The following is a 26900-nucleotide window of genomic DNA, read 5'->3' as shown; positions in this document are numbered from 1 at the left end:
ACTCTGACCGCCTTACTTCAGGCCAGCCGTGACACTCCGACCGGACGGTCCGCCTCCAGCCTGCGCTTGATCTCGAAGGCCATCTCCTTGCCCGCCACCCGCCTGCGGTGGTTCATCTTCGCCAGGTTCATCCTCGCCAAATCGTGCGCGGCCACCGCGGAGGGCTCGGCGTGCAGGAAGTAGTGCAGGATGACGCCGTCGAGCATCTGCTCCAGCCAGACCTCCATGGTGCCGGTCAGCGCGCCGGTCACCGTCCAGCGCTGGCCCTGCTCCCCACGGTCCTGCGCGACCACCAGCCGCAGGTCCGGCCACCAGCGCGACCAGCTCGCCTTGTCCGCGACAGCCTGCCCGACCGCCACCGGATCGGCGGCGATGAACGTCTCGTCGGCGATCTGGATGCTGTTCATGGCTGACAAGCTTCACATATGCGCAGACGCGCGCCCACCCCGGCCGACTAGGCTGGACGCCGCACTGCCGCATATGTCGAGAGGGCTCCATCGTGCGTGAGTTCAGCGTTCCCGCCTCGTTCACCGTGAGCGAGCGAGACAACGTCGCTTCGGTCGTCTACTCCCACGAACGCGACAATCCCGATCACGTGATCTTCCAGCGCCTTGTCAACGGCGCCTGGACGGACGTGACATGCCGGCAGGCCGCCCAGCAGATCCGCTCGGCCGCACAGGGGTTGATCGCCGAAGGCGTGCAGCCGGGTGACCGGGTCGCGGTGCTGTCCGCGACGCGCTACGAATGGGTGATCCTCGATTACGCGATCCTGTCGATCGGCGCGGTGACCGTCCCCATCTATGAGACCTCCTCACCGGATCAGGTGCGCTGGGTGCTGGAGGACTCCGGCGCGGTGCTGGCCTTCGTCGAGATCGAGGCGCACGCGCTGATGGTCAAGGAAATGCTCAACGAGTTGCCCGCGCTGCGCAAGGTCTCGGTCATCGACACCGCCGCGCCCGCCGCGCTGGAAGCACTGGCCCAGGCCGGCGCCTCGGTCGACCCCGCCGAGGTGGACCGCCGGCTCGCCGCGATCAAGAGCGCCGATCCGGCCACGCTCATCTACACCTCGGGCACCACCGGCCGCCCGAAGGGCTGCCAGCTGACCCACTCCAACCTCCTCTACGAGATCCGCGGGGCGACCGCTTGTTTCCCCACCCTGCTCCGCAAGGGTGAGCGCCTGCTGGTGTTCCTGCCGCTGGCGCACGTGCTGGCCCGCGCGCTGTCGATGACGGCGTTCGCCAACGGTGTCACCATCGGCTACACCAGCGACATCAAGAACCTGGTCCCGATGTTCGGCCAGTTCAAACCGACCGTGATCGTGTCTGTTCCGCGGGTTTTCGAAAAGGTCTACAACACCGCGGAGATGAACGCCCAGGACAGCGGGAAGGGAGCGATCTTCGCGAAGGCGGTGGAAACCGCCATCGAGTGGAGCAAGGCCCAGGACACCGGCGGTCCGGGCCTGGTGCTGCGGGCCAAGCACGCGCTGTTCGACCGGCTGGTCTACACCAAGCTGCGTGCGGCCACCGGCGGCAACTGCCGCGCGTCCATCTCCGGCGGGGCTCCTCTCGGCGCCCGCCTGGGCCACTTCTACCGGGGTATCGGCCTGACGATCTACGAGGGATACGGCCTCACCGAGACCAGCGCCGCGATCACCGCCAACCGCATCGGTGAGCTCAAGGTCGGCTCAGTCGGAAAGCTTCTGCCGGGCAACATCATGGCGATCGCCGACGACGGCGAACTGCTCGTCCGCGGCGGCGTGGTGTTCAACGGCTACTGGCGCAACGAGACCGCCACCAAGGAAGCGATCGTCAACGGCTGGTTCCACACCGGCGACCTGGGCAGCGTCGACGACGACGGGTTCCTGTCCATCGTGGGCCGCAAGAAGGAGATCATCGTGACGGCGGGCGGCAAGAACGTGGCCCCCGCGGTTCTGGAGGATCAGCTGCGCGCCCATCCGTTGATCAGTCAGGCCATGGCCGTCGGTGACGCCAAGCCGTTCGTCGGTGCGCTCATCGCCATCGACCCGGAGGCCTTCGAGATCTGGAAGCAGCACCACGGCAAGGCATCGGCCGCGTCCGTGGCCGACCTGATCGACGATCCGGACCTCGTCGGCGAGATCGACCTGGCCGTCAAGAACGCCAACCAGGCGGTGTCGAAGGCCGAGGCCATCCGCAAGTTCTGCATCCTGCCCGCCGACTTCACCGTGCTCACCGGCGAACTGACGCCGACTCTGAAGGTCAAGCGCAAGGTGGTCGCCGACAAGTTCGCCGACGAGATCGAGGGGCTCTACAGCACGGCTTAGAGCAGTCGCGCCAGACGCTCCGCCTGCCTGGTCCACCGCCAGTTGTCGACCACCCACTGCCGTCCCGCGGCACCCATCGCCGCGGCGCGGGCCGGGTCGGCCAGCAGGTCGCCGACGGCCGCCGCGATCGCCCCGACGTCCCATCCGTCGACCACGACGCCGGTCTGTCCGTCGACGACCGTCTCCGGCGCGCCGCCGGACCGCCCGGCCACCACCGGCACTCCGGTCGAGGACGCCTCCAGGTAGACGATCCCCAGCCCCTCGACGTCCAGGCCGGCCCCGCGGGTCCGGCAGGGCATCGCGAACACGTCGGCCATCGCGTGGTGTGCGGGCAGTTCATCGCCGGGCACACCGTCGGTGAACACCACGTGTTCGGCGACTCCGAAGGTGTGCGCGAGCCGGTGCAGCGCCGTGCGGTACGGGCCGCCCCCGACGATCACCAGCGCGGCGTCGGGAACCCGCTGACGGATCGCGGGCAGCGCCCGAATCAGCATGTCCTGGCCCTTGCGCGGCACCAGACGCGACACACACACCACCACCGGCCGGGTCCCGAGTCCGTAACGGGCCCGCAGTTCGGCGCGAGCGACCTCGTCAGGGACGAAACGATCGGTGTCCACACCGGGCGGCACGAGCTCCAGTGCCGCGCCGGGGCCGAACGCCGAGGCGAACCGCCCCCGCGTGTAGGAGCTGATGTAGGTGACGACGTCGGTGTCATTGCCGATGCGGCGCAACGCTGTTCGCGCCAGCGGCAGCATCGACCAGCCGACCTCGTGGCCATGGGTGCTGGCGATCACCCGCTGCGCGCCGGCGGCACGGGCCAGCGGCGCCAACAGGGCCAGCGGTGCCGCGGCGCCGAACCAGACGGTGTCGATGTCGCGTTCCTGGATCAGCCGGCGCATCCGCAGGGCGACGGTCGGCTCGGGAACCATCAGCGTGCCGGGGTGGCGGACCACCTCGTAACCGGTCGCTGCGGCCACGGCGTCGTAGTCCTCGGCGCCCTTCCACTTCGGCGCATACACCGTCAGGCGGTGCCCACCGGATTCCACGATGTGGCCGACGAGCGCCTCCAGGTAGGCCTGGATGCCACCGCGCCGCGGCGGATAGTCGTTGGTGACCAACAGGATCCGTCTCATCGCGCACCCGCGGGCAGATCGTCGCCGAGCACGTCGCGGATGGCGGTCGCGACGTCGGGATGGCCGGGCCCGCACGCCGCGACATACAGCGCCCGCAGCGTCGCGGCGCCGTGGGTTCCGGCCACGTAGGTCGCGAACTCCCACGCCCTGTCATAGGCCGCCGCCCGACCGGGACCCGGTGTGGTCAGCTCGGCGTCAGTCGGCGGCGTCGGCGCAACCGCGGGCGGCTCGGCCGGCGGGCGCGCGACAAAGTCCGCGACGCCCTCGGTGAGCCACACCGGGGCGTCGGCGGCGGTGTCGGCCCGGGCCGCGTAGTGAAACAGCTCGTGGCGCAGCACCATCCGCAGGTCGGCGTCATTCATCGCGCCGGCCGCCGGGGAGAACATGATGCGCTCGGCGGTGGTGGTGGCCGCGACGTCGGCGCTGCCACCGGCCAGCGTGGCGAACTGCTCGGCCGATCCGGCGACCACCACCGAGATGTCGGGGCGCCAGTCCGGGCCCCAGAACGCGGTGACCGCCTCCGCGGCGCCGGGCAGTTCAGCCGAGATCCGGGTGAGCAGGTCGTGGCCGCCCGCGGCGCCGAGATCGATGAGCTGGGCCGTGCGGCCGTCCGGCAACGCCGCCGCGACCGGAGCCGACAGGGTGTGGATCACCGGAGCGGCGACGCTGGGGCCGGCAGGGGGCGCCGCTGGACCACCGACCAGCAGTACCGCGCAGAGCAACTCCGCGCCCAGCACCGCCCCGACCCGGCGTCGAGCCGCGGCCCGGCGGCGAGCCGCGGGCCGCGAGGGCTCAGTACCTACGGACGTTGTAGATCGGCGCATTGTCCACCGGGGCGACCCGCACCGGTGTGCCGTAGGTGGACGCGTGCACCATCATCCCGTCGCCGATGTAGATGCCGACGTGCGACGCATCGGAGTAATAGGTGACAAGGTCACCCGGCTGCATCTGATCCCTGGACACCGGCTGGCCCCCGCGGGCCAGCGCCTGACTCGAATGCGGCAGCGAGATACCAGCCTGCTGGAAGGACCACATCACCAACCCGGAGCAGTCGAAGGCGCCGGGACCGGAGCCGCCCCACGAGTAGGGCGAACCGATACGGCTCAGCGCGGCCTGGATGACGGTGGTGGCCACCGGCGATCCGGGGGGCGCGACGTCGCCCGGCGGAATCGCCCCGAGGGCGGGAGGCGCGGGCGGTGTGGCCAGCACGGCCGGGTCCTGACCGGGCGCCGGCGGCACGGGCGCCGCGGCGGGCACCGGTGGCGGCGGCGGGGCGGCGGCGAGGGTCTCCCGCTGCTGCGGCGTCAAGGCCTCGTACTGAGCCTTGACGATCGCGATCTGGGTCTGCAGCTGGCTCTGCTTGGCCTGCAGCTCGGCACGTACCGCTGCTGCCTGCTCGGCCGCTGTCCTGGCTTCCGCGGCGGACGCGGCGGACGCCTGCTCGGCGACCTCGGCTTGGCGGCCGGCCTCGCGGAAGTTGGCCATCTGCGACTGCATCTCGGCGGCCATCACCCGCTGGACCGACATCTGGTCGATCAGCCCCTGCGGGGAGGACGCCGTCAGCATCGCGTCGAAGCCCGACGTACGGCCGCCCATGTACTGAGCCGCCGCCAGGCTGTCGACCTTGCGCTGGAAATCCGACAGCTGGGTCCTGGCCGCCTCCATCGCGGCCACATCGCTGACGTGCTTGGCGTCCGCGGCCTGCTGGATGGCGAGCTTGTTGTCGAGGTCGAGCTGAGCGGAGTGCATTGCCTCGGTGGTCTGCTCAGCCTGCCGTGACAGCTGATTCAGCTTTGCCAGCGCGTCTTCAGCGGGGTCGGCGTATGCCCCTCCGGCGAGCACCGCACCGAATAAAGCCATGCCGGCCATCGCACTGATGAAGGTTTGCCGAATACGACGGGACTTAGTGTGCGCGCGGTCGAGCCTCAAGATTTATGCGTCCTTCAATTGCCGTAACGAGCCACCCAGAACTGCTGTTAGGTCTCAAACAGGTTACGAAACGGCATCGGCCTTGTCCAACGGAAGCCGCAAATCTAACAGCCGACACCGCGACACGCGAAGGGCGCGCAGGCCGCGTGTCGTCAGGCCACCCCGGACCCGCCCTGACGGTGGATCGGAACCAGCCGCAGCCGCGGCGCCAAACCGACCTCGGCCAGCACCTCGAGTGCCCGCCGCTCGTCGACGCGCAGCGTTTCGGGAACGCCGAGCAGCACGCTGACCACGCAGTCCCGGCATCCGGGCCCGCGCACCGCGCAGTCGTCGCAGTCGATCTTCAAAGTCCCGGGGTCGGGGCGTTCGCCCGCCGGCCACTGCTCCTGTGCCATCGCACCTGTCCTTCCGATCGCAGTCGAGCGCACGGTATCGACGGCCTCCGACATTGATTCCGACAACCGTTTCGCACGGCGCCGCCTCGCCGCAGTTGTCACCCCGGGGACCTACGTTCAGCACATGGGTCAGCTCAGCTTCGCCGATGTCGATCCCACGGCTGACCCCACGCTGCGCGAGACCACCTTCGTCGTCGTCGACCTGGAGACCACCGGCGGGCGATCGTCCGGCGAGCGACACGACGAGATCACCGAGATCGGCGCAGTCAAGGTGCGCGGCGGCGAGATCCTGGGCGAGTTCGCCACTTTGGTCGATCCCGGGCGCGCGATCCCGCCACAGATCGTCGCGCTGACGGGCATCACCACGGCCATGGTGTACGACGCCCCGCGGATCGAGGCGGTACTCCCCTCTTTCCTCGAGTTCTGCCGGGGCGCCGTGCTGGTGGCGCACAATGCCGGATTCGACATCGGCTTCCTCCGCGCCGCCGCCGAGCGCCACCACCTGCCGTGGCCGAAACCGCCGGTGCTGTGCACCGTGGCGCTGGCCCGCCGGGTCCTCACCCGGGACGAGGCGCCCAGCGTGCGGCTTTCCGCGCTGGCCCAACTGTTCAGCGCCACAACCACCCCCACCCACCGCGCGCTCGACGACGCCCGCGCCACTGTCGACGTGCTGCACGGGCTCATCGAGCGCGTCGGCAACCAGGGCGTGCACACGTTCGCCGACCTGCGGGCCTACCTGCCGGATGTCACTCCCGCGCAACGCAGCAAGCGTCACCTCGCGCGGGCGATGCCACGCAGCCCGGGGGTGTACCTGTTCCGCGGCCCGTCCGAGGAGGTGCTCTACGTGGGCACCGCCGTCGATCTGCGCCGCCGGGTCTCCCAATACTTCAACGGCGCCGACCCGCGCACCCGCATCAAGGAGATGGCGTCCTTGGCCGTCAGGGTCGACCACGTCGAATGCGCCCACGAACTGGAAGCGGGTGTGCGCGAACTGCGGCTGCTGGCCGCACAGGCGCCGCCGTACAACCGACGGTCGAAATTCCCGCACCGGTGGTGGTGGGTGACTCTGACCGACGAGCCCTTCCCCCGGTTCTCCACAGTGCGCGCCCCGCGCAGTGACAGCGCGGTGGGCCCGTTCCGGTCCCGGGCCGATGCGTCCGAGGCCGCGGCGCTGATGGCCCGCTTCACCGGGGTGCGCACCTGCACCAAGCGGCTCGGCCGCACCGCCGTGCACGGGCCGGCCTGCCCGGAGCGCGAGGTCTCCCCGTGTCCGGCGCTGCGCGGCACCGACGCCGACGCGTACGCCGCGGCGGCCCGGAATGCGCTCGCACTCATGGACGGCCGGTGCGGCCGGGCCCTTGAGGCGGCCCTGGCCCACATCGCCGAGCTGTCCGGACGGAACCGGTACGAGACGGCCGCGCGCCTGCGCGACCACACCGCCGCCACGATCGATGCGCTGTGGCGAGGCCAGCGACTTCGGGCCCTGTCGGCGATCGGCGAACTGGTGGCCGCCAGACCGGACGGCGGCGGTGGCTGGCATCTCGCGGTGATCCGGCACGGCCAGCTCGCCGCGGCCGGAGGGGCCGCCCGCGGGGTTCCGCCGATGCCCGTGGTGGACGCGCTCACCGCGTCCGCCCAAGCGATCCTGCCTGCTCCGGGACCGCTCGGCGGAGCGCTGGTCGAGGAGACGGGCCTGATCGCGCGCTGGCTCACTCAGCCCGGCGTGCGGATCGTGCGAACCGACACCGGCTACTGCACACCGTTGGCCGCGGCCGGACGCTTCGCGGCGTGGGCCGCCGCCGCGCGCTCGGCGCGGGCCGCCGCCGAACAGCTCGCCGAACAGTTCGGCGGGCCGGAGCTTCGCCGCTCAGAGACTCTGGGTGAACCGCACCCAACGCGCGAGCAGCTCTTCGGCCGCCCCGGAGTCGATCGCCTCCTTCGCCCGCGCGAGCCCGGACTCCCAGGCCGGAACCCACTTGGCGTCGCTGGATAGCCCGGCGTGAGCGACCATCGCGCCGGCGGCATTGAGCACGACGGCATCGCGCACCGGCCCCTTGGCGCCGCTGAGCACCGCGCGGGCCGACGCCGCGTTGGCCTCGGCGTCACCGCCGACGAGTTCGGAGATGTCGGCCCGGGCGAAGCCGAACGCGGCCGGGTCGAACGTCAATCGCTCCACCGTGCCGGCCTGCACCCGCCAGATCGTGCTCGTCGTGGTGGTGGTCAGCTCGTCGAGCCCGTCGTCACCGTGCACCACCAGCACGCTGGAGCCGCGGGTGGCGTATACCCCCGCCATCACCTCGGCCAGGTCGCCCCAGGCGCAACCGATCAGGCCTGCCCGCGGGGCGGCCGGGTTGGTCAAGGGCCCCAGCAGGTTGAACACCGTCGGCACACCGATCTCACGGCGCACCACGCCGGCATGCTTGTACGACGGATGGAACTGCGGGGCGAACGCGAAGCCGATGCCGACCTCGGCCACGCACCGCGCGACGTCCTCGGGACCCAGATCGATCCGTACCCCGAGCGCCTCGAGCGTGTCCGCTCCGCCCGACAGCGACGACGCGGCCCGGTTCCCGTGCTTGACCACGGGCACGCCGGCTGCGGCCACCACGATCGAGGCCATGGTGGACAGGTTCACGGTGTTGGCGCCGTCACCGCCGGTGCCGACGATGTCCACGGTCGCGTTGCCGATCGTGTCGGTCGGCACCCGGCGGGCGTGCTTGAGCATGATGTCGGCCAGCTCGGTCACCTCGGCCGACGTGGGCCGCTTCATCTTCATCGAAACCGCGAACGCGGCGATCTGCGCCGGGGTTGCGGTCCCGGTCATGATCTGGTCCATCGCCCAGGCTGTCTGCCCCGCCAGCAACCCCTGACCCGTCGTCAGTCTGCCCAGGATCATCGGCCAGGTAGGAGCGCTCCGGGAGACGTCGGAAGCCGATGTGGAATGGGGCGCAGGGGTAGTCACAGAAGTGATTATGACGAATTGCCTGACCCGGGTGGAGTTCGACAACTACAAAGCGTCATACTTGCTCTCGTGACGAGCGCTGTAGGAACCTCCGGAACCGCCATCACCTCGCGCGTTCATTCGCTGAACCGGCCGAACATGGTAAGTGTCGGCACCATCGTGTGGCTTTCCAGTGAGTTGATGTTCTTTGCTGGACTGTTCGCGATGTATTTCACGGCGCGCGCACAGGCACACGGCGACTGGCCGCCGGAGCCGACCGAACTGAATCTCGCTCTCGCCGTACCGGTGACGCTGGTGCTGATCGCGTCGTCGTTCACGTGCCAGATGGGCGTGTTCGCCGCCGAGCGCGGCGACGTATTCGGGCTCCGCCGCTGGTACACGCTCACGCTGGCGATGGGCACCTTCTTCGTGCTGGGCCAGGGCTATGAGTACCTGCACCTCGTCGAGCACGGAACCACAATCGCCGGCAGTGCCTATGGCACCGTCTTCTACCTGGCGACCGGCTTCCACGGCCTGCACGTCATCGGTGGTCTGATCGCGTTCGTCCTGCTGCTGTTGCGCACCCGGATGAGCAAGTTCACGCCCGCCCAGGCCACCGCGGCCATCGTCGTGTCCTACTACTGGCACTTCGTCGACATCGTGTGGATCGCTCTGTTCGCCGTCATCTACTTCGTCCGATGACCGGCGAGCCGGAACGTTCGACGACGTCACAGCCCAACGAGCGGATGAGAAGGGGTTCGATGACCAGCAAGTCACGCGGTGCCGGACGGCCGGCGACGGTTCGCCGGCGGCGGCTGCGCCGACGCGTCACGGCGGCACTGCTGCTGCTGAGCGGATTGGTGATGGCCGGTGGCCTGGCGGCTACGTTGACTCCGTCACCACAGGTCGCGGTCGCCGATGAATCGGCGTCGGCGATGCTGCGCACTGGTCAACAGCTCTACGAGACCTCCTGCGTGTCGTGCCACGGCGTGAATCTGCAGGGTGTCGCCGATCGCGGCCCGAGCCTGATCGGCGTCGGCGAGGCGGCGGTGTACTTCCAGGTGTCCACCGGCCGTATGCCGGCGATGCGCGGCGAGGCGCAGGCCCCGGCCAAGCCGCGGCAGTTCGACGAGGCACAGACCGACGCGCTCGGCGCCTACATCCAGGCCAACGGCGGCGGACCCGTCGTCCCGCGCGACGAGAATGGCCAGATCGCGTCTCACTCGCTGATCGGTAACGACGTGGCCCGCGGCGGTGATCTGTTCCGCCTCAACTGCGCGTCGTGCCACAACTTCACGGGCAAGGGCGGCGCGCTCTCGTCCGGCAAGTACGCCCCCGACCTCGGTGACGCCAACGAGGCCCAGATCTACACCGCGATGCTGACCGGTCCGCAGAACATGCCGAAATTCTCCGACCGCCAGCTGTCCCCTGAAGAGAAGCGCGACATCGTCGCCTACGTCCGCGAAGCAGCCGAGACGCCCACACCCGGCGGGCTCGGACTGGGCGGCTTCGGACCGACGTCCGAAGGCATGGTCGCGTGGATCGTCGGCATGGTGGCCATCATCGCCGCCGCTCTCTGGATCGGAGCACGGGCATGAGTGACGCGCACGACGACGTGAGGGGCACCGACGTCCCCGGCCACAAGGGCGAACCGGGGCAGCCCACCGACGCCGAACTGGCAAAGATGACGCAGGAAGAACTGCTCGAACTGGGCGGCAAGCTCGACGGCGTCGAGATCGTTCACAAGGAGCCGCGCTGGCCGGTGCCCGGCACCAAGGCCGAGAAGCGCGCCGAACGCACCGTCGCGTACTGGTTTCTGCTGGCCGGTTTCTCCGGCCTCGCACTGCTGCTGATCTTCCTGTTCTGGCCGTGGGAGTACAAGCCCTACGGTTCCGACGGCGAATTCCTGTACTCGTTGACCACCCCGCTCTACGGTCTGACCTTCGGGCTGTCGGTGCTGGCCATCGGTATCGGCGCGGTGCTGTTCCAGAAAAAGTTCATCCCCGAGGAGATCTCGGTCCAGGAGCGCCACGACGGCCGCTCCCCCGAGATCCACCGCAAGACCATCGCGGCCAACCTCGGTGACGCGCTCGACGGCTCGACCATCAAGCGCCGCAAGCTGATCGGCCTGTCGCTGGGCATCGGCTTCGGCGCGTTCGGAGCGGGCACGCTTGTGGCCTTCATCGGCGGGCTCATCAAGAACCCGTGGAAGCCCGTCGTTCCGACCGCGGAGGGCCCCAAGGCAGTGCTGTGGACCTCGGGCTGGACGCCGCGCTTCGAGGGCGAGACCATCTATCTGGCCCGCGCGACCGGCAAGCCCGGCGAGTCCCCGTTCGTCAAGATGCGTCCCGAGGACATCGATGCCGGCGGCATGGAGACCGTGTACCCGTGGCGTGAATCCGACGGTGACGGAACGACTGTCGAGTCCGAGCACCACATTTTCGAGATCTCGATGGGCGTGCGCAACCCGGTGATGCTGATCCGCATCAAGCCCGCGGACATGTCCCGGGTGGTCAAGCGCCGCGGCCAGGAGAGCTTCAACTTCGGCGAGTTGTTCGCCTACACGAAGGTGTGCTCGCACCTGGGCTGCCCGTCCTCGCTGTACGAGCAGCAGACCTACCGCATTCTGTGCCCGTGTCACCAGTCGCAGTTCGACGCGTTGCACTTCGCCAAGCCGATCTTCGGTCCGGCGGCCCGTGCGCTCGCGCAGCTGCCGATCACCATTGATCAAGAGGGCTACCTGGTCGCCAACGGCGACTTCATCGAACCCGTCGGACCGGCATTCTGGGAGCGGAAGTCATGAGCCCACGTCTAGACGCAGCCACGATCGCGGCCAGGCAGGGTGACGCGATCGACTCGCGGTATCACCCGTCGGCTGCGGTGCGCCGGCAGCTCAACAAGGTCTTCCCCACGCACTGGTCGTTCCTGCTGGGCGAGATCGCGATGTACAGCTTCATCGTGCTGCTCATCACGGGCGTTTACCTGACGCTGTTCTTCGATCCGTCGATGGCGCACGTCACCTATGACGGCGTGTACCAGCCGCTGCGCGGGGTCGGCATGTCCCGCGCCTACGAGACGACGCTGGACATCAGCTTCGAGGTGCGCGGCGGCCTGTTCGTCCGTCAGGTCCACCACTGGGCGGCGCTGCTGTTCGCCGCGTCCATCATGGTCCACCTGGCCCGTGTCTTCTTCACCGGCGCGTTCCGTCGCCCGCGTGAGGCGAACTGGGTGATCGGCTCGCTGCTGCTGATCCTGGCCATGTTCGAAGGCTTCTTCGGGTATTCGCTGCCCGACGACCTGCTCTCGGGCACCGGCATCCGCGCCGCGCTGTCGGGCATCACGATGGGCATCCCGATCGTCGGCACCTGGATGCACTGGGCGCTGTTCGGCGGCGACTTCCCCGGCGAGATCCTGATCCCCCGCCTCTATGCGCTGCACATTCTGCTGATTCCGGGAATCATCCTGGCGCTCATCGGTGTTCACCTCGCGTTGGTCTGGTTCCAGAAGCACACGCAGTTCCCCGGCCCCGGCCGCACCGAGACCAACGTCGTCGGCGTGCGCGTCATGCCGGTGTTCGCGATCAAGTCTGGTGCGTTCTTCGCGGTGACGGTCGGCATCCTCGGTCTGATGGGCGGTCTGTTCCAGATCAACCCGGTCTGGGTGTTGGGCCCCTACAAGCCGTCCCAGGTGTCGGCGGGAAGTCAGCCGGACTTCTACATGATGTGGACGGACGGCCTGATCCGGTTGTGGCCGGCCTGGGAGTTCTACCCGTTCGGTCACACCATCCCGCAGGGCGTGTGGGTGGCTGTGGGCATGGGTCTGATCTTCACGCTGCTGGCCGCGTACCCGTTCCTGGAGAAGAAGCTGAGCGGGGACGACGCGCACCACAACCTATTGCAGCGCCCGCGTGACGCACCGACCCGCACCGCGGTGGGCGCCGCCGCGATCGCGTTCTACATCGTGCTGACCTTCGCGTGTATGAACGACATCATCGCGCTGAAGTTCCACATCTCGCTCAATGCGACGACGTGGATCGGCCGCGTCGGCATGGTGGTGCTTCCCGCGATCGTGTACTTCGTCGCCTACCGCTGGGCGGTGGCGCTGCAGCGCAGCGACCGCGAGGTGCTCGAGCACGGCGTCGAGACCGGCATCATCAAGCGGCTGCCGCACGGCGCGTACGTCGAGCTGCACCAGCCGCTGGGTCCTGTCGACGAGCATGGTCATCCGATTCCGCTGCAGTACCAGGGCGCCGCCCTGCCGAAGCGGATGAACAAGCTGGGATCGGCGGGCGCCCCGGGCACCGGCAGCTTCCTGCGGGGCGACCCGCTGTCCGAGCACGAGGCGCTCACCGAGGCGGCGCACGCGTCCGAGCATCGCGCGCTGACCGCACTGCGGGAGCACCAGGAGCGCAGCTCCGGCAACGGCTCCTCGAACGGATCGTCCAACGGACACCACTGACGAGCCGCGAAGCACGAAGATCCGCCCCCAGCCGCAAGGCTGGGGGCGGATCTTTTTGTGTGAGCTGTCGGCCGAAGAGGGCCGGTTCGTCCCGGGCCCTCCCCCGCCCCACCCGTCACACGCATTCACCCTCTGCAGACAAAGCGCGAGAAGACCACTGCAGAAAGCAGATTCGTGTGACCCCCGAGACTCCCGCAGCCGTCCGCGTCTTCGCCCGGGCCGGCTCAGCTTTCGGTGGCGGAGCGCAGCTCGCGCAGGAAGTACCACGGGAGCGCGCACATCCCGACGGTGACGGCGCCGGCGAGGCCGTACAGCACCCATGCCGCAGTGTCGCTGTCGACGGCTATCAGATAGGTCGCCGCCGAGATCAGCAGCGTCGCAACGCCCATCGCGGCCGCGATCGATGCGGTGCACCGCAGGTACATCTGGTCGGTCACCGGCGAACTCGCCGCCGAGGACCCCGGCATCGTCGGCAACGGACCGCTCGTTTCGACGGGGCGCGCGACGCGCAGTTTCTCCGTCGGTGCGTCCAGCCCGCGCACCGGCGGCGGTGCGCTCTCGGCACGCGGTGCCGGCGCGGGCACGGCCTCCGATTCGGTCGTCCGCCGGGCACGCAGCAGCAGCGGCACAGCCGCCACGATCACCGCCGCAGACACCCCGATGATCGTGTACAGCACCCACGGGGTCCCGGACCCCCCTGCGGACTGCGCATGGCCTCGCGCGAGGTCGACCAAGGCCACGACGGCGGCGACCGCGGCACCCAGCGCGGCCAACCACACCACGGCACAGCCGCCCAGCAGCAGGCGATCCGTGCGATCGAGTGTGGCGACGTCGAGGCCCGGCCGGGTCCGGGTGGTGTCGGTGAGGTTCGTCATCTGCGGTCTGCGGCCTAACAGCTGGTCTGTGCGGCGTTGCTGGTGTTGGACGACAACACCGTTCCGTCGCTTGTCGTGATTGAGCAGTTCAGCCGGCTGACCAGAAACAGGCTCGAAGCCTGAACCGAGCCGACCTCGGACTGGGAGATCGGGGTGACCGTCAACGACCACGGGATGTAGACGTTGCGCTGCGTACGGCTGCGACCCGACGCGTCGATGTAGGTGACGGTGATGATGTCGCCCGGCGCCTTCGTCCCGGTCACCGAGTAGGTGACCTGACGCGGTCCCGACCGCGTCGTGGTCGGAGGCGGCGGCGGTGCCGGTTCCTCCGTGGTCGGAGGCGGCGGAGGCGGCGCCTCCGTGGTGGCCGGCGGTGGAGGAGGCGGCGGCTCGGTGACCGTGACGGTCTCAGGTGGTGGCGGCGGGGGCGGAGCCTCTTCCGAGGTCGGAGGCGGCGGGGGCGGCGGCGGCTCGGTCGTGGTGAACTCGTCCTGCACCGGGGGCACCGATTCGGTGGTCGTCGTGGTCGGTGTCGCCAGGTTGTCGGTCTCGGTGCGTGTCACCAGCACCGACACGGACACGACCAGCGCGATCGCGGCAACGATCGCAACCACCCCGACCACCCACGGCCATCGGGGCGGCGGCGCCTGCTCGACGTCCACGTTTGCGTCGTAGCTGTCGTAGTCGTACAACGATGCGTCCGCCGGCACGTAGGGCGGACTGACGAACTGTTCGGATTCCGGCGCCGAATAGGCCCGAGAATAGAAGTCGGTCTGACCGGTATCGGGATTGTCGGCGGTGGGTTCGTCCGGGGTGGGCTGGCCAGCCGGCTCCTCACCTGGGAGGCCAGAGCTGCCAGAGTCCTGCCCGGGAGGATTCGGCCCGCTCATCTACGTCTATCCTTTTCGACTGCTTCTCCGGCGCGGTGGTCGCCGTGGCGGCTCATGGCGCCTCGGCAACACTACCCAACGGCAGCACCCGATCGGATGGCTCGACGCGTGTTGCGGGTGAACTCATGCCCTGATTGTGACCTTGACGCCGGGGCGGTGGTCAGTGCTTCTCCGGGCCCCAGTGGTACTCGAAGACCAGACCCGACACGGTCACCAGGATGAAGCAGACGCCGGCGATGATCAGCCACGGCAGCCACATCGCCAGCCCGACTGCAGCGACCGATCCGGACAGCGCGATGAAGATCGGCCACCAGCTGTGCGGGCTGAAGAAACCGAGCTCTCCGGCGCCGTCGGCGATCTCGGCGTCCTCGTAGTCCTCGGGCCGGGTGTCGAGGCGGCGCGCGACGAACCGGAAGAACGTGCCGACGATTAGCGAAAGGCCCGTGGTGAGCGCCAGCGCGGTGCTGCCGGCCCACTCGATACCGCCCTGGGCGAACATATAGGTCAGCACGACGTACACCACGGTGCACAGCGCGAAGAACGCCGTCAGGAACTCGAACAACCTGGCTTCGATGTGCATCTGCTGTCCTTACCTGCTCGCCTGGGGCAGCTCGGGTGCTCCCTCACCGCGACGGGTGTCGAAGGGTTTGGTGGTGACGGCCACCGGCGACTGATTGATCGCCTCCAACGCCTCGGCGTTGGTCTTGCCGGCACTGCGCTGATCGAGGTACGCCTTGAAGTCGTTGGGCTCCACCACACGCAGCTCGAAGTTCATCATCGCGTGGTAGGTGCCGCACATCTCGGTGCACCGACCGACGAACGCGCCGGTCTGGTTGATCTCGCTGATCTGGAAGACGTTGTCGGAGTTGTTCTCCTTGGGGTTGGGCAGCACGTCCCGCTTGAACAGGAACTCAGGCACCCAGAACCCATGGATGACGTCGGCCGAGGCGATCTGGAACTCGATCCGCTTGCCGACCGGCACCACCAGCACCGGGATCTCGGTGGAGGTCCCGATGGTCTCGATCTTGTCGAAGTTCAGGTAGGTACGGTCCTCGGGGTTCTTGCCGTAGATGGCGCCGACCTGCTCGATGCCGTGATCGTCCACGCCCTCGGGACGCGAGGTCATGGCCTCTTTGCGGGCGTTGTCCACGCCGTCGTAGGTCAGCGTGCCGTCGGCGAAATCGACCTTCTGGTAGCCGAACTTCCAGTTCCACTGGAACGCCGTGACGTCGATCACGACCTCAGGGTTGTCTTCCTTGTTCAGCATCCGCTCCTGCACCACCACGGTGAAGTAGAAGAGCACCGAAATGATGATGAACGGGATCACCGTCAGCGTCAGCTCCAGCGGCATGTTGTAGCCAAACTGGCGGGGCAACTCGGTGTCGCCCTTCTTCTTCCGGTGGAAGGCCATCGTCCACAACAGCAGGATGTAGACGATCGCGCCGACGACGAACGCGGCGATCACCGAACCGATCCACAATTCGCGGTTCAGGTGTGCTTCCGGGGTGATGCCGTTGGGCCAGCCGAGGCCGAGCACCTCCGACCAACTGCACCCGCTGAGTAGCACCGCCGTCCCGCCCAGAAGCAGCGACAATGCCACCAACTTAGGACCGCGAGCGGACACGTTGGCGCCTCCTACTAAGTCGTTAAACCGGCGGCCGGTCAGACGGCTGCATCGAATACTACGCAGCGTAGACCACGCCCTCGACCGCACGCGAAGGGACCGGTGGATGTGGGCACGTGCCGATCTCTGCACGCACTCCGCAACAGGCATACTGGCGCGGTGTGCGGACTTCTGGCGCTGGTCACCGACCCTTCCTCTGAGGTATCCCCCACCACCGTCGATGCCGTGTCCGGAGCGACCGCCCAGATGCGGCACCGCGGCCCGGACGAGCCCGGCACCTGGCACGACGGCCGCGTGGTGCTCGGTTTCAACCGGCTCTCGATCATCGACATCGCACACAGCCACCAGCCGCTGCGGTGGGGGCCGCCGGAGGCGCCGGAGCGCTACACGCTGGTGTTCAACGGCGAAATCTACAACTACCTGGAACTGCGGGACGCGCTGCGGTCCGAGTTCGGCGCGGAGTTCCACACCGACGGTGACGGCGAGGCCATCGTGGTGGCCTACCACCACTGGGGCGCCGAAGCGCTGACCCGGCTGCGCGGCATGTTCGCGTTCGCGCTGTGGGACAGCGTCACACAGGAACTGTTCTGCGCCAGGGACCCCTTCGGCATCAAACCGCTCTACATGGCGACCGGCCCCGGCGGCACCGTCGTCGGCAGCGAGAAGAAATGCCTGCTGGAGGTCGCCGACCGGCTCGGGATCGATCTCGGTATCGACGAGCGAGCCGTTGAGCACTACACCGTGTTGCAGTACGTCCCCGAACCCGAGACGCTGCACCGCGGCATCCGCAGGCTGGAATCGGGCAGTTCGGCTGTGATCCGGCCGGGCGCCGGCCCGGAGGTGACGCGTTACTTCAAGCCGCGGTTCGACGCGGTGGCATTCCGGCCGGGAACAGAGCAGTCCCGCTACGACGAGATCACCGCCGCGCTCGAGGACTCGGTGGCCAAGCACATGCGTGCCGATGTGACGGTGGGTGCGTTCCTGTCCGGCGGTATCGACTCGACCGCGATCGCGGCGCTGGCGATGCGGCACAACCCGCGGCTGATCACGTTCACCACCGGCTTCGAACGGGAGGGGTTCTCCGAGGTCGACGTCGCGGTCGCATCGGCCGAAGCGATCGGCGCCCGCCACGTCACCAAGGTGGTCAGCCAGCAGGAGTTCGTCGCGGCGCTGCCCGAGATCGTCTGGTATCTCGACGAACCCGTCGCCGACCCGGCGCTGGTCCCGCTGTACTTCATCGCCCGGGAGGCCCGTAAACACGTCAAGGTGGTGCTCTCCGGCGAGGGCGCCGACGAGCTGTTCGGCGGCTACACGATCTATCGGGAACCGTTGTCGCTCAAGGCTTTCGACTACCTTCCCCGCGGCCTGCGCAAGTCGGTGGGCCGGATGGCCGGCCCGTTGCCCGAGGGTCTGCGCGGCAAGAGCCTGCTGCACCGCGGATCCTTGACGCTCGAGGAGCGCTATTACGGCAACGCGCGCAGCTTCTCGGACGCGCAGCTGCGCGCGGTGCTGCCGCGGTTCCGCCCGGAATGGGTGCACACCGATGTGACGGCGCCGGTGTACGCCCAGTCACAGGGCTGGGACCCGGTGGCGCGGATGCAGCACATCGATCTGTTCACCTGGCTGCGCGGCGACATCCTGGTCAAGGCGGACAAGATGACGATGGCCAACTCGCTGGAGTTGCGGGTGCCGTTCCTGGATCCCGAGGTGTTCGCGGTCGCGTCGAGGCTGCCGTACGACCAGAAGATCACCCGGTCGACGACGAAGTACGCATTGCGTCGCGCGCTCGAACCTATCGTTCCCGCGCACGTGCTCAACCGCCCGAAACTGGGCTTCCCGGTGCCGATCCGGCACTGGCTGCGCTCCGGCGAGCTGCTCGACTGGGCGCACGGGATGGTCGGCACGTCCGGCGCGGGCGATTTCGTCGATCTCGCCGCGGTCCGCTCCATGCTCGACGAACACCGCAGCGGCACCACCGACCACAGCCGCCGGCTGTGGACCATGCTGATCTTCATGCTGTGGTACGGGATCTTCGTCGACAAGAGCGTGACCCCGCAGATCAGCGAGCCGACCTACCCCGTACAGCTTTAGGCGCTAAAGCGCCTCTGAGGGCTCTGTCGGCGCTAAAGCGCCTCGGCGATCTCCCGGGCAGCTTCAGCCCCATACGCGTCCGAGAGGCGCTCCACGGCCGACTCCTTGTGCCAGCTCCACTCCTGCGGACCCGGGGCCTCCAGCACCAGCGTGGCCACCAGAGAGGCCAGCTGGGCCGCGCGCTCCAGCGACAGCCCGGCGTCACGGCCGGTCAGGAAGCCGGCGCGGAACGCGTCGCCGATCCCGGTCGGATCCTCCTTGTGGGTCTCGGGCACCACGTCGACGTGCACGAAGGTTCCGTCGCGACCCACGAGGTCCACGCCCTTCTCACCCAGGGTGGTGACGCGCAGCTGGATCTGGCTCATCACCTCTGCCTCCGACCAGCCGGACTTCTGCAGCAGCAGATCCCACTCGTAGTCGTTGGTGAACAGGTAGCTCGCGCCGTTGATCAGATTGCGGATCTCCTGCCCCGACAGCCGCGCCAACTGCTGGCTGGGGTCGGCCGCGAACGCCAGGCCGAGCGTGCGGCACTCCTCGGTGTAGAGGAACATCGCCTCCGGGTCGTTGGCTCCGATGATCACCAGATCCGGTGTGCCCGTTTGCTTCACGACGTCGGCAAGCTTGATGTTGCGAGCCTCCGACATCGCCCCCGGGTAGAAGGACGCGATCTGGGCCATGTCCTCGTCGGTGGTGCACACGAACCGCGCCGTGTAGGCGCTCTGTGACACGAGCACGCTGTCGCAGTTCACACCGTGCGCGGTGAGCCACTGCCGGTAGTCGTCGAAGTCTTCCCCGACCGCTCCGATCAGCAGCGGGCTTCCGCCGAGCACGCCCATCGCGAACGCCATGTTCCCGGCGACGCCGCCGCGATGCATGACGAGATCGTCGACGAGGAAACTCAACGAGACCTTCTGCAGGTGGTCGGCCAGCAGCTGTTCGGAGAACTTCCCCGGAAAGCGCATCAGATGGTCGGTCGCTATCGATCCGGTCACCGCAATGGTCACGCAGTCCCACCCTTCGTGTTCATGAGCATTTCAGCCTAGTGTCGAGCACTCCGGCGGGCAGATCTCGGCCCCGTCCTGGCCTCGCTGTCGGCAGGGTCACCCCGGCCAGGTGCGCTAACCTGCCTATAAGTGCCTGCCCGGTCACTGTAGATGCCGCAGGATCCGATCGACTTCCCCGGGAGCAAATCTATGACTGGTCCGTACCCGCCCCAATACGGCGCAGGACCAGCAGGCCCGCAGATGTATCCGGAGGGTTATCCGCCGCCGACCTACCCGGCGATGGGGACTCCCTATCCCGAGGCCGGCCCGGCGGCGTCCTATCCGGGCCCGCTGCCGCCGCCGGTGCAGTACCCCAAGCGCAGGCGCCCCTGGATCGTCGCCGCCGTCGCGGTGGTGGCGGTCGTCGGGCTCGTCGCGGTGATCGCCGCGGTGGCGCTGACCGGCCGGCGCGACGACGCCGGCTCCTCCGGCGCCCTCACCGAGGCGACGGCCAAGACCGCGATCCAGGACTATCTGGACGCGCTGACCAACGGCGACGACGAGACCGTGGCGCGGCACACCTTGTGCGGCCTGTTCGACGCGGTCAAGGAACGGCGCTCTGATCTGGCGCTGGCCAACCTGTCCAGCGACGCGTTCCGTAAGCAGTACGACAGCGCCGAGGTGACCGCGATCGACAAGATGGTGCTGTCCTCACCGACCCAGGCACAGGTGCTGTTCACGATGCGGGTGGTCCCGGCCAGCGGCTCGTCGCGCACGCAGCCCCAGGAGGCCGACGAGCAGGCCGTTGCGCAGCTGCTGTCGGTCGATGACGAGGTGTTGGTGTGCTCCTACCTGCCGCGCACGGCAGGTCAGTACTGATCGATCCGGTGCCGGCTCAGTTGAACGAGTCGCCGCACGCGCACGAACCGGTGGCGTTCGGGTTGTCGATGGTGAAGCCCTGCTTCTCGATCGTGTCCACGAAGTCGATGGTGGCGCCCTGCACATAGGGGGCGCTCATGCGGTCGACCGTGAGCTCGACGCCGTTGAAGTCGACGGTCAGGTCGCCGTCGAGGGTGCGGTCGTCGAAGAAGAGGTTGTAGCGCAGACCTGCGCACCCGCCGGGCTGCACAGCGATCCGCAGCGCCAGGTCGTCACGACCCTCCTGGTCGAGCAGAGCCTTCGCCTTGGCGGCCGCGGCATCGGTCAGAGTCACGCCGTGTTGGGCGTCGGTGGCCTGACCTGCCTGCACTGCCGAATCGTCCTGAACAGTCATGAAATCTCCCGTGTGGATGTTCGTGGAAGGGGCCCGCGGTTTGGCCGAGGTGGCCATGCGAGGTCTGACCCCATTGACTCAACGGTACCCCGTTCCCCCGCTATTCCCCATCTATCCCCAGCTTCCCGCGACGTCCGCGGCGAGACCGGTCAACTGGTCGGCCGCGTCCTCGATGGCACGCTGGACGGATCCCGCGTACTCGGCCACGGAGCGGGCCGTCTCGATACCCGCCGCCTGCAGCGAGGCATGGTCCAGCGTGACCTGCCCGGCCAGCACCAGCACCGGAATCCGGTGCGCCTGCGCGCTCGCTGCCAGGGCACTGACCACCTTGCCGTGCAGCGACTGGTCGTCGAAGCGGCCTTCCCCGGTGATGACCAGGTCGGCGGCGGCCACGTCGGCGTCGAGCCCGGTGTGCTCGGCGATGATCGCCGCGCCCGATTCGCGCCTACCCCCGAGCGCCAGCAGTGCGGCGCCGATACCTCCGGCGGCGCCGGCACCCGGTTCGTCACGGATCGAGCGCCCCGCCGCGGCATCGAGGTGACGCGCCCAGTCCGTCAGCCGCTGTTCGAGGACGACGACGGTGTCCGGGTCGGCGCCCTTCTGCGGACCGAACACCGCGGCCGCCCCCCGAGGCCCGAGCAGGGGATGTTCGACGTCGCTGGCGGCGATCAGCTCGACATCGGAGAGCAGCTTGCGGGCGGCGTCCAGCCCGCCGAGGGCCTCGACCATCCCCCGGCCGCCGTCGGTGCAGCCGCTGCCGCCGAGTCCGACGACGATACGGCGCGCGCCCGCGGCGTACGCCGCGGCGATCAGCTGACCGACCCCGCTGCTGTGCGCCGCCAACGCGGTGCGGACCGTCGGCGGCCCGCCGAGCAGGGCGAGCCCGCAGGCCTGCGCGCATTCGATATACGCGGTGACCGGCGGGCCGCCGTCGAAGACCCACTGCGCCTCGACCTCGGCGTCCAGCGGGCCTGCCACCGTCGTCGTCCGCGTGTCCCCCAGCCGGCCGGCCAGCACCTCGACGAACCCGGGCCCGCCGTCGGACTGCGGGGCCAGGGTCAGCGCATCCGCCGGACGCGCCCGCCGCCAGCCGTCGGCGATGGCCCGGGCGGCCTGCACAGCGGTGAGGCTGTCGCCGAAACAGTCGGGCGCGATGAGAATGCTTGCCACCACGGCAGACTATGGCCTGTCCGCGGGCCCCGCAGGTCGCGCGGATTGGGTCGCCCGGCGGCCGAGAAGTAACCTGGCAGTCGTGAAACTGCTGGGCCGTAAGAACGACGACTCCGGGGATCCCCGCGACTCTGCGCCCTCCGCCGACCAGCGCGCCGACGCGGCCGCAGCCGAGCGGGCCGGGACGGCGCCCAAGGGCAAGCCGACACCGAAGCGCAACCAGGCGGCCCGCCGGCGCGGCCCGGTCGCGCCGGCGCCGATGACGGCCGCCGAGGCGCGGAAGCGCCGCAAGGAGATGCGCGGGCCGAAGCTGTCCCGCGAGGAGCGCAAGGCCGAGCGCCTTGAGCGCCGGGCCGACATGTCCGAGCGCCGGGCACGGATGATGGCCGGTGAGGACGCCTACCTGCTCCCCCGCGACCGTGGCCCGGTGCGCCGGTACGTGCGTGACGTGGTCGATGCGCGACGCAACCTGCTCGGCTTGTTCATGCCGTCGGCCCTGTTTCTGATTTTCGTGATGCTGGCCGTGCCCTCGGTCCAGGTGCAGGCGTTCCTGTCGCCGGCGATGCTGGTTCTGGTGCTGATCATGGTGATCGACGGGTTCTTCCTGGGCCGCAAGGTGAACCGGATGGCCGACGAGAAGTTCCCGGGCAACACCGAGACCGGCTGGAAGCTCGGTTTCTACGCCGCCAGCCGCGCCTCTCAGCTGCGCCGTATGCGTGCGCCGCGGCCGCAGGTCGAGCGCGGCACCCGCGTTGCGTGACGCCGGAGGTGGCGTACTTTCCTGAGATCGCCGCGCCTGACGCCGACGCCGCCGCGGCCGCGCGGGCCCGGCAGTCCACGCTCACCAAACCGACGGGCGCGCTCGGCCGGCTCGAAGACCTGTCGATCTGGGTCGCGGCATGCCAAGGCGTCTGTCCGCCAAGGCAATTCGATCGGGCCCGGGTGGTGGTTTTCGCCGGCGACCACGGTGTCGCCGCGGCCGGCGTGTCGGCCTATCCCGCCGAGGTGACCGCGGCGATGGCGGCGAACATCGCCGCCGGCGGCGCCGCGGTGAACGTGCTGGCCGACGTCGCCGGTGCCGGGGTGCGGGTCGTCGACATGGCCGTCGACACCGACGAGCCGCTGACGGAGGCGATCGGCGCCGACAAGATCCGGCGCTCCAGCGGCAACATCGCGGTCGAGGACGCGCTGACACCCGACGAGGTGGTGCAGGCCATCGACGCCGGGCGCCGCCTCGCCGACGAGGAAGTGGACTCCGGCGCCGACCTGCTGATCGCCGGCGACATGGGCATCGGCAACACCACACCGGCGACCACGCTAATCGCCGCGCTGACCGACTCCGAACCCGTGGCCGTGGTGGGCCGGGGCACCGGCATCGACGACGCCGGCTGGGCCCGCAAGACCGCCGCGATCCGCGACGCGCTCTACCGCACCCGGCGGCTGTCCGCCGATCCGATCGCGCTGCTGAGAATCTGTGGCGGCGCCGATCTGGCCGCCATGACCGGGTTCTGCGCGCAGGCCGCGGTGCGCCGCACCCCGCTGCTGCTCGACGGCATGGTGGTGACGTCCGCGGCGCTGGCCGCCGAGAAGCTCGCGCCGGGCGCGCGGCTGTGGTGGCAGGCCGGTCACCGCTCCACCGAACCGGCCCACACCCTGGCGCTGCGTCACCTCGACCTCGAGCCGATCGTCGATCTGGGGATGCGCCTCGGTGAGGGTTCCGGCGCGCTGGTCGCGCTCCCGGTGCTGCGTGCCGCCGTCGCGACCCTGGCGTCGATGGCCACCTTCGGGGAAGCCGGAATCAGCGAGGCCTGACGCGTGATCTCCTCACTGGCAGGTGCATTCGCTTTCGCAACGGTCCTGCCGGTGCCGGCGCGGGTCTCGGCCGGCGCCGGGCGCGGGGTGTTGACCGCGCTGCCGGTGGCGGGCGCGGCGCTCGGTGCGTTGGCGGGCGGCGTGCTGGCGGCAGGATTCTGGGCGTTCGGCGACGGCAGCGCACTGGCCGGGGCGCTGGCCGTCGCAGCGCTGCTGCTGGCCACCCGCGGCCTGCACATCGACGGCCTGTCCGACACCGTCGACGGGCTGGGCTGCTACGGGCCGCCCGAGCGGGCGCTGTCGGTGATGCGCGACGGCAGCGCGGGTCCGTTCGGGGTCGCGGCGGTGGCGATGACGCTGCTCGTCCAGTCGTTGGCGTTCGCGCAGTCCGGTTGGGCCGCGGCGATTGTCGCCGTCGCGGCGGGGCGGGTGGCCGCCGTCGCCGCATGCCGTCGCGGGATCCCCTCGGCCACCGGCAGCACCCTCGGCGCGCTGGCGGCAGGCACGCAGCCGGTCTGGTTGGTCGCCGCCTGGGTGGCCGTCGCCGTCGCCGCGGCGGTGCCGGTGTGCGCGCGGCCGTGGCAGGGGCCGCTGGTGGTGGTGCTGGCGCTGGTCTGCAGTGCAGCGCTCGTCGCCCACTGCGTCCGCCGCTTCGGCGGGATCACCGGTGACGTGCTCGGCGCGGCCGTCGAGGTGACGACGGTGATCGTCGCGGTCGGTCTGGCGGTCCGCTAGGACAGCCGGGCCATCCAGCCATGGGTGTCGGCGAACGTGCCGCGCTGGATGCCGGTCAACGTGTCCCGCAGCGCCATGGTGATCTCCCCCGGCTCGCCGTCGGCGATGGTGAACTCGCCCTCGCCGTACTTGACGTGAGAGACCGGGGTGATGACCGCGGCGGTCCCGCAGGCGAAGACCTCGGTGATCTCTCCCGCGGCCGCCTTCTTCTGCCACTCGTCGACGTCGATTTTGCGTTCCTCGACCGCGAACCCGGCGTCGGTGGCCAACTGCAGCAACGAGTTCCGGGTGATGCCGGGCAGCAGCGACCCCGACAGTTCCGGAGTGACCAGACGGGCGGTGCCGCCGCTGCCGAAGACGAAGAACAGGTTCATGCCGCCCATCTCCTCGATGTAGCGGCGTTCGATCGCGTCGAGCCACACCACCTGATCGCATCCGTGTGCGGCGGCCTCGGCCTGTGCCAGCAGCGACGCGGCGTAATTGCCGCCGAACTTGGCGGCCCCGGTGCCGCCGGGCGAGGCGCGCACGTACTCGTGCGAGAGCCACACACTGACCGGCTTGATCCCGCGCGGGAAGTAGGCCCCCGCGGGTGAGCCGATGACCATGTAGCGGTACTCGTCGGCCGGCCGCACACCGAGACCGGGTTCGGTGGCGAAGATGAACGGCCGCAGGTACAGCGACTCCTCGCCGCCCGCGCGCGGCACCCACTTCTCGTCGATGGCGATCAGCTGCCGCAGCGATTCGATGAACACCTCGTCGGGCAGCTCCGGGATGGCCAGCCGGCGCGCCGAGGAACGCAACCGCGCCGCGTTGGCCTCGGGACGGAACGACACGATCGACCCGTCGGCCCACCGGTAGGCCTTCAGCCCTTCGAAGACTTCCTGCGCGTAGTGCAGCACGATCGCCGAAGGGTCCAGTTCGATGGGGCCGTACGGGATGACGCGGGCATCGTGCCAGCCCTTGCCGGTGGTGTAGTCGATCGAGACCATGTGGTCGGTGTGAAACTTGCCGAATCCGGGGTTCTCCAGAATCCCGTCGCGTACCTCGTCGCTCGCCGGATGCGCGTTGCGATCGACGGTGAACTCGAGGCCTTCAGTCATGCAGGCGATTCTATAACCCGGCGGCCAACCGTTTTTGGGGTGCGGCCTCAGCGGGTGCGGGTATCGACGAACGGCGGCTTGACCACTTCACATTCGATGCGGCGACCGCGGACGTCGACGTCGACGTGTGCGCCGTCGGCGATGTCGGCCGCGGTGTCGATCAACGCCAGTGCGATACCCACTTTCAGTGTGGGAGAGAAGGTTCCAGATGTCGTGGTGCCGACGGCGGTGTCGCCGGCGAGCACCGTGAGGTCCGGCCGCAGCACACCCCGACCGACCGCGCGCAACCCCCGCAGCGTGCGCCGCGGGCCGGCTTCCTTCTCCGCGAGCAGCGCCTCACGGCCCCAGAATGCGTCCTTCTTCCAACCGATCGCCCAACCGCAGCGGGCCTGCAGCGGCGAGATGGCCGGCGACAGCTCGTGGCCGTGCAGTGGATATCCCATCTCGGTGCGCAACGTGTCGCGGGCGCCCAGACCGGCCGGTTGGCCGCCGGCCGCCTGCACCGCCTCCAGCAGCGCGTCGAACACCACCGCGGCCTGATCCCAGCCCGGCAGCAGCTCGTAGCCGTGTTCACCGGTGTATCCGGTCCTGCAGACCCGCACGTCGACGCCGCGGTACTCGGCGTCGGCGTAGCCCATGTAGTCCATGTCCGTCGGAAGTCCCAGCCCGCCGACGACGTCGGCCGACTTCGGTCCCTGCACCGCGAGCACGGCCCTGGACCGATGCTCGTCGGTGATGGTCAGATCGTCCGGGGCGCGCTCCTGCAGCGCGGCGACCACGGCTGCGGTGTTGGCCGCGTTGGGCACCAGGAAGATCTCGTCGTCGGAGACGTAATAGGCGATCAGGTCGTCGATCACCCCGCCGTCCTCGGTGCAGCACAGCGTGTACTGGGCCTTGCCCGGCCCGATCCGGCGCAGGTCGTTGGTGAACGCGGAGTTGACGTACTCGGCGGCGCCGGGCCCCTTCACCAGCGCCTTGCCGAGGTGACTGACGTCGAACAAACCGACCGTGCTCCGGGTGGCGTTGTGCTCGGCCACCGTGCCGGCGTAGGACACCGGCATCGACCAGCCGCCGAATTCGGCGAAGCTCGCACCGAGCTTGCGGTGACGGTTCTCCAGAGGGCCGGCCAGCACGTTGTCGCTCACGGCGAACCACACTAGTAGTGCGCCGCACCCCAACGGCATGGCTA

25 protein-coding genes and 1 pseudogene are annotated in these 26900 nt (G+C 69.2%); 11 read left to right on the top strand and 15 right to left on the bottom strand.

Going from position 1 to position 26900, the window contains the following annotated elements; all coding sequences use genetic code 11:
• Positions 1 to 17: 17 nt before the first annotated feature.
• Positions 18 to 407 carry a polyketide cyclase / dehydrase and lipid transport gene (locus ACXMYJ_RS13255; protein WP_260753535.1) on the bottom strand — a complete coding sequence of 130 codons (390 nt, stop codon included), beginning with the start codon at positions 405 to 407 and terminating at the stop codon, positions 18 to 20.
• Positions 408 to 499: 92 nt separating this feature from the next.
• On the opposite strand from ACXMYJ_RS13255, the gene ACXMYJ_RS13250 reads away from it, so the two are divergent.
• A complete protein-coding gene (locus tag ACXMYJ_RS13250) occupies positions 500 to 2302 on the top strand; it encodes an AMP-dependent synthetase/ligase (protein ID WP_260753536.1) in 1803 nt (600 codons plus the stop codon).
• On the opposite strand, the gene ACXMYJ_RS13245 is transcribed toward ACXMYJ_RS13250, so the two are convergent.
• From ACXMYJ_RS13245 to ACXMYJ_RS13230, 4 genes are all read right to left on the bottom strand, one after another.
• Complete coding sequence (locus tag ACXMYJ_RS13245; protein ID WP_260753538.1) at positions 2299 to 3435, bottom strand: glycosyltransferase family 4 protein; 1137 nt, start codon at positions 3433 to 3435, stop codon at positions 2299 to 2301. The two genes, ACXMYJ_RS13250 and ACXMYJ_RS13245, sit on opposite strands and share 4 nt — an antisense overlap.
• Positions 3432 to 4259 carry a peptidase gene (locus ACXMYJ_RS13240; protein WP_260753539.1) on the bottom strand — a complete coding sequence of 276 codons (828 nt, stop codon included), beginning with the start codon at positions 4257 to 4259 and terminating at the stop codon, positions 3432 to 3434. Before ACXMYJ_RS13240 ends, ACXMYJ_RS13245 begins: the two co-directional genes overlap by 4 nt.
• A complete protein-coding gene (gene ripC, locus ACXMYJ_RS13235; protein WP_460356739.1) occupies positions 4228 to 5364 on the bottom strand; it encodes a peptidoglycan hydrolase RipC in 1137 nt (378 codons plus the stop codon). The genes ACXMYJ_RS13240 and ripC overlap by 32 nt, the downstream gene beginning before the upstream one ends.
• 152 nt (positions 5365 to 5516) lie before the next feature.
• Entirely contained in the window at positions 5517 to 5759 is a 243-nt protein-coding gene (locus tag ACXMYJ_RS13230) for a hypothetical protein (protein ID WP_260753541.1), read from the bottom strand.
• Between the two features lie 124 nt (positions 5760 to 5883).
• Here ACXMYJ_RS13230 and ACXMYJ_RS13225 point away from each other — a divergent pair.
• Positions 5884 to 7689: pseudogene (locus tag ACXMYJ_RS13225) on the top strand (DEDD exonuclease domain-containing protein); the annotation flags it as partial.
• On the opposite strand, the gene trpD reads toward ACXMYJ_RS13225, so the two are convergent.
• Positions 7627 to 8655 carry an anthranilate phosphoribosyltransferase gene (trpD, locus tag ACXMYJ_RS13220; protein ID WP_260758155.1) on the bottom strand — a complete coding sequence of 343 codons (1029 nt, stop codon included), beginning with the start codon at positions 8653 to 8655 and terminating at the stop codon, positions 7627 to 7629. The pseudogene ACXMYJ_RS13225 and the gene trpD overlap by 63 nt on opposite strands.
• A gap of 135 nt (positions 8656 to 8790) precedes the next feature.
• Here trpD and ctaE point away from each other — a divergent pair, with 135 nt between their 5' ends.
• Genes ctaE through qcrB form a run of 4 tightly spaced genes read left to right on the top strand, consistent with a single transcriptional unit; the run spans position 8791 to position 13158 of the window.
• Positions 8791 to 9402, top strand: coding sequence for an aa3-type cytochrome oxidase subunit III (gene ctaE, locus ACXMYJ_RS13215; protein ID WP_260753545.1), 612 nt, complete (start codon positions 8791 to 8793; stop codon positions 9400 to 9402).
• A 59-nt stretch (positions 9403 to 9461) separates the two neighbouring features.
• Positions 9462 to 10298 carry a cytochrome bc1 complex diheme cytochrome c subunit gene (gene qcrC, locus ACXMYJ_RS13210; RefSeq protein WP_260753546.1) on the top strand — a complete coding sequence of 279 codons (837 nt, stop codon included), beginning with the start codon at positions 9462 to 9464 and terminating at the stop codon, positions 10296 to 10298.
• Positions 10295 to 11503, top strand: coding sequence for a cytochrome bc1 complex Rieske iron-sulfur subunit (qcrA, locus tag ACXMYJ_RS13205; protein WP_260753547.1), 1209 nt, complete (start codon positions 10295 to 10297; stop codon positions 11501 to 11503). The genes qcrC and qcrA overlap by 4 nt, the downstream gene beginning before the upstream one ends.
• Positions 11500 to 13158 carry a cytochrome bc1 complex cytochrome b subunit gene (qcrB, locus tag ACXMYJ_RS13200; protein WP_460356736.1) on the top strand — a complete coding sequence of 553 codons (1659 nt, stop codon included), beginning with the start codon at positions 11500 to 11502 and terminating at the stop codon, positions 13156 to 13158. Before qcrA ends, qcrB begins: the two co-directional genes overlap by 4 nt.
• 224 nt (positions 13159 to 13382) lie before the next feature.
• On the opposite strand, the gene ACXMYJ_RS13195 is transcribed toward qcrB, so the two are convergent.
• From ACXMYJ_RS13195 to ctaC, 4 genes are all read right to left on the bottom strand, one after another.
• Positions 13383 to 14033 carry a DUF2561 family protein gene (locus tag ACXMYJ_RS13195; RefSeq protein ID WP_460356733.1) on the bottom strand — a complete coding sequence of 217 codons (651 nt, stop codon included), beginning with the start codon at positions 14031 to 14033 and terminating at the stop codon, positions 13383 to 13385.
• A 14-nt stretch (positions 14034 to 14047) separates the two neighbouring features.
• Positions 14048 to 14923, bottom strand: coding sequence for an MmpS family protein (locus ACXMYJ_RS13190; protein WP_260753552.1), 876 nt, complete (start codon positions 14921 to 14923; stop codon positions 14048 to 14050).
• A gap of 160 nt (positions 14924 to 15083) precedes the next feature.
• A complete protein-coding gene (locus ACXMYJ_RS13185) occupies positions 15084 to 15503 on the bottom strand; it encodes a cytochrome c oxidase subunit 4 (RefSeq protein WP_260753553.1) in 420 nt (139 codons plus the stop codon).
• Between the two features lie 9 nt (positions 15504 to 15512).
• Entirely contained in the window at positions 15513 to 16547 is a 1035-nt protein-coding gene (gene ctaC / locus ACXMYJ_RS13180; RefSeq protein WP_460356729.1) for an aa3-type cytochrome oxidase subunit II, read from the bottom strand.
• A 159-nt stretch (positions 16548 to 16706) separates the two neighbouring features.
• Here ctaC and asnB point away from each other — a divergent pair, with 159 nt between their 5' ends.
• Positions 16707 to 18638, top strand: a complete 1932-nt coding sequence (gene asnB / locus ACXMYJ_RS13175) for an asparagine synthase (glutamine-hydrolyzing) (RefSeq protein ID WP_396884565.1) — start codon at positions 16707 to 16709, stop codon at positions 18636 to 18638.
• 32 nt (positions 18639 to 18670) lie between these two features.
• Here asnB and ACXMYJ_RS13170 read toward each other — a convergent pair whose 3' ends face one another.
• On the bottom strand, positions 18671 to 19642 hold the full coding sequence (locus ACXMYJ_RS13170; RefSeq protein ID WP_260753557.1) for a carbohydrate kinase family protein: 972 nt from the start codon (positions 19640 to 19642) through the stop codon (positions 18671 to 18673).
• A 189-nt stretch (positions 19643 to 19831) separates the two neighbouring features.
• Here ACXMYJ_RS13170 and ACXMYJ_RS13165 point away from each other — a divergent pair, with 189 nt between their 5' ends.
• Complete coding sequence (locus tag ACXMYJ_RS13165; protein WP_260753558.1) at positions 19832 to 20500, top strand: Rv0361 family membrane protein; 669 nt, start codon at positions 19832 to 19834, stop codon at positions 20498 to 20500.
• 16 nt (positions 20501 to 20516) lie between these two features.
• Here ACXMYJ_RS13165 and ACXMYJ_RS13160 read toward each other — a convergent pair whose 3' ends face one another.
• Positions 20517 to 20894 (bottom strand): HesB/IscA family protein, encoded by a 378-nt coding sequence (locus ACXMYJ_RS13160; RefSeq protein WP_443187037.1) that lies wholly within the window; start codon positions 20892 to 20894, stop codon positions 20517 to 20519.
• A 111-nt stretch (positions 20895 to 21005) separates the two neighbouring features.
• Positions 21006 to 22067, bottom strand: a complete 1062-nt coding sequence (locus ACXMYJ_RS13155) for a glycerate kinase family protein (protein WP_460356725.1) — start codon at positions 22065 to 22067, stop codon at positions 21006 to 21008.
• Positions 22068 to 22146: 79 nt separating this feature from the next.
• On the opposite strand from ACXMYJ_RS13155, the gene ACXMYJ_RS13150 reads away from it, so the two are divergent.
• Genes ACXMYJ_RS13150 through ACXMYJ_RS13140 form a run of 3 tightly spaced genes read left to right on the top strand, consistent with a single transcriptional unit; the run spans position 22147 to position 24611 of the window.
• The gene (locus ACXMYJ_RS13150; protein WP_260753565.1) at positions 22147 to 22824 is read left to right on the top strand and encodes a DUF3043 domain-containing protein; all 678 of its coding nucleotides are present in this window, start codon (positions 22147 to 22149) and stop codon (positions 22822 to 22824) included.
• An 8-nt stretch (positions 22825 to 22832) separates the two neighbouring features.
• Entirely contained in the window at positions 22833 to 23876 is a 1044-nt protein-coding gene (gene cobT, locus ACXMYJ_RS13145; protein ID WP_460356797.1) for a nicotinate-nucleotide--dimethylbenzimidazole phosphoribosyltransferase, read from the top strand.
• 3 nt (positions 23877 to 23879) lie between these two features.
• The gene (locus ACXMYJ_RS13140) at positions 23880 to 24611 is read left to right on the top strand and encodes an adenosylcobinamide-GDP ribazoletransferase (RefSeq protein WP_460356722.1); all 732 of its coding nucleotides are present in this window, start codon (positions 23880 to 23882) and stop codon (positions 24609 to 24611) included.
• On the opposite strand, the gene ACXMYJ_RS13135 is transcribed toward ACXMYJ_RS13140, so the two are convergent.
• Entirely contained in the window at positions 24608 to 25711 is a 1104-nt protein-coding gene (locus ACXMYJ_RS13135) for a branched-chain amino acid aminotransferase (protein WP_460356719.1), read from the bottom strand. The genes ACXMYJ_RS13140 and ACXMYJ_RS13135 overlap by 4 nt on opposite strands.
• Positions 25712 to 25758: 47 nt before the next feature.
• Complete coding sequence (gene gcvT, locus ACXMYJ_RS13130) at positions 25759 to 26895, bottom strand: glycine cleavage system aminomethyltransferase GcvT (protein ID WP_460356717.1); 1137 nt, start codon at positions 26893 to 26895, stop codon at positions 25759 to 25761.
• Between the last annotated feature and the right edge of the window lie 5 nt (positions 26896 to 26900).

The organism is Mycobacterium sp. ZZG (assembly GCF_054786995.1).
This window is presented reverse-complemented; position numbering and strand designations above follow the sequence as displayed.

Coding starts and splice junctions, on each gene's coding strand:
- ACXMYJ_RS13255 (WP_260753535.1), bottom strand. CDS start 407: ATGAACAGCATCCAGATCGCCGACGAGACGTTCATCGCCGCCGATCCG.
- ACXMYJ_RS13245 (WP_260753538.1), bottom strand. CDS start 3,435: ATGAGACGGATCCTGTTGGTCACCAACGACTATCCGCCGCGGCGCGGT.
- ACXMYJ_RS13240 (WP_260753539.1), bottom strand. CDS start 4,259: ATGCGCCGATCTACAACGTCCGTAGGTACTGAGCCCTCGCGGCCCGCG.
- ACXMYJ_RS13230 (WP_260753541.1), bottom strand. CDS start 5,759: ATGGCACAGGAGCAGTGGCCGGCGGGCGAACGCCCCGACCCCGGGACT.
- trpD (WP_260758155.1), bottom strand. CDS start 8,655: ATGATCCTGGGCAGACTGACGACGGGTCAGGGGTTGCTGGCGGGGCAG.
- qcrC (WP_260753546.1), top strand. CDS start 9,462: ATGACCAGCAAGTCACGCGGTGCCGGACGGCCGGCGACGGTTCGCCGG.
- qcrA (WP_260753547.1), top strand. CDS start 10,295: ATGAGTGACGCGCACGACGACGTGAGGGGCACCGACGTCCCCGGCCAC.
- qcrB (WP_460356736.1), top strand. CDS start 11,500: ATGAGCCCACGTCTAGACGCAGCCACGATCGCGGCCAGGCAGGGTGAC.
- ACXMYJ_RS13195 (WP_460356733.1), bottom strand. CDS start 14,033: ATGACGAACCTCACCGACACCACCCGGACCCGGCCGGGCCTCGACGTC.
- ACXMYJ_RS13190 (WP_260753552.1), bottom strand. CDS start 14,923: ATGAGCGGGCCGAATCCTCCCGGGCAGGACTCTGGCAGCTCTGGCCTC.
- ACXMYJ_RS13185 (WP_260753553.1), bottom strand. CDS start 15,503: ATGCACATCGAAGCCAGGTTGTTCGAGTTCCTGACGGCGTTCTTCGCG.
- ACXMYJ_RS13165 (WP_260753558.1), top strand. CDS start 19,832: ATGACTGGTCCGTACCCGCCCCAATACGGCGCAGGACCAGCAGGCCCG.
- ACXMYJ_RS13160 (WP_443187037.1), bottom strand. CDS start 20,894: ATGACTGTTCAGGACGATTCGGCAGTGCAGGCAGGTCAGGCCACCGAC.
- ACXMYJ_RS13135 (WP_460356719.1), bottom strand. CDS start 25,711: ATGACTGAAGGCCTCGAGTTCACCGTCGATCGCAACGCGCATCCGGCG.
- gcvT (WP_460356717.1), bottom strand. CDS start 26,895: ATGCCGTTGGGGTGCGGCGCACTACTAGTGTGGTTCGCCGTGAGCGAC.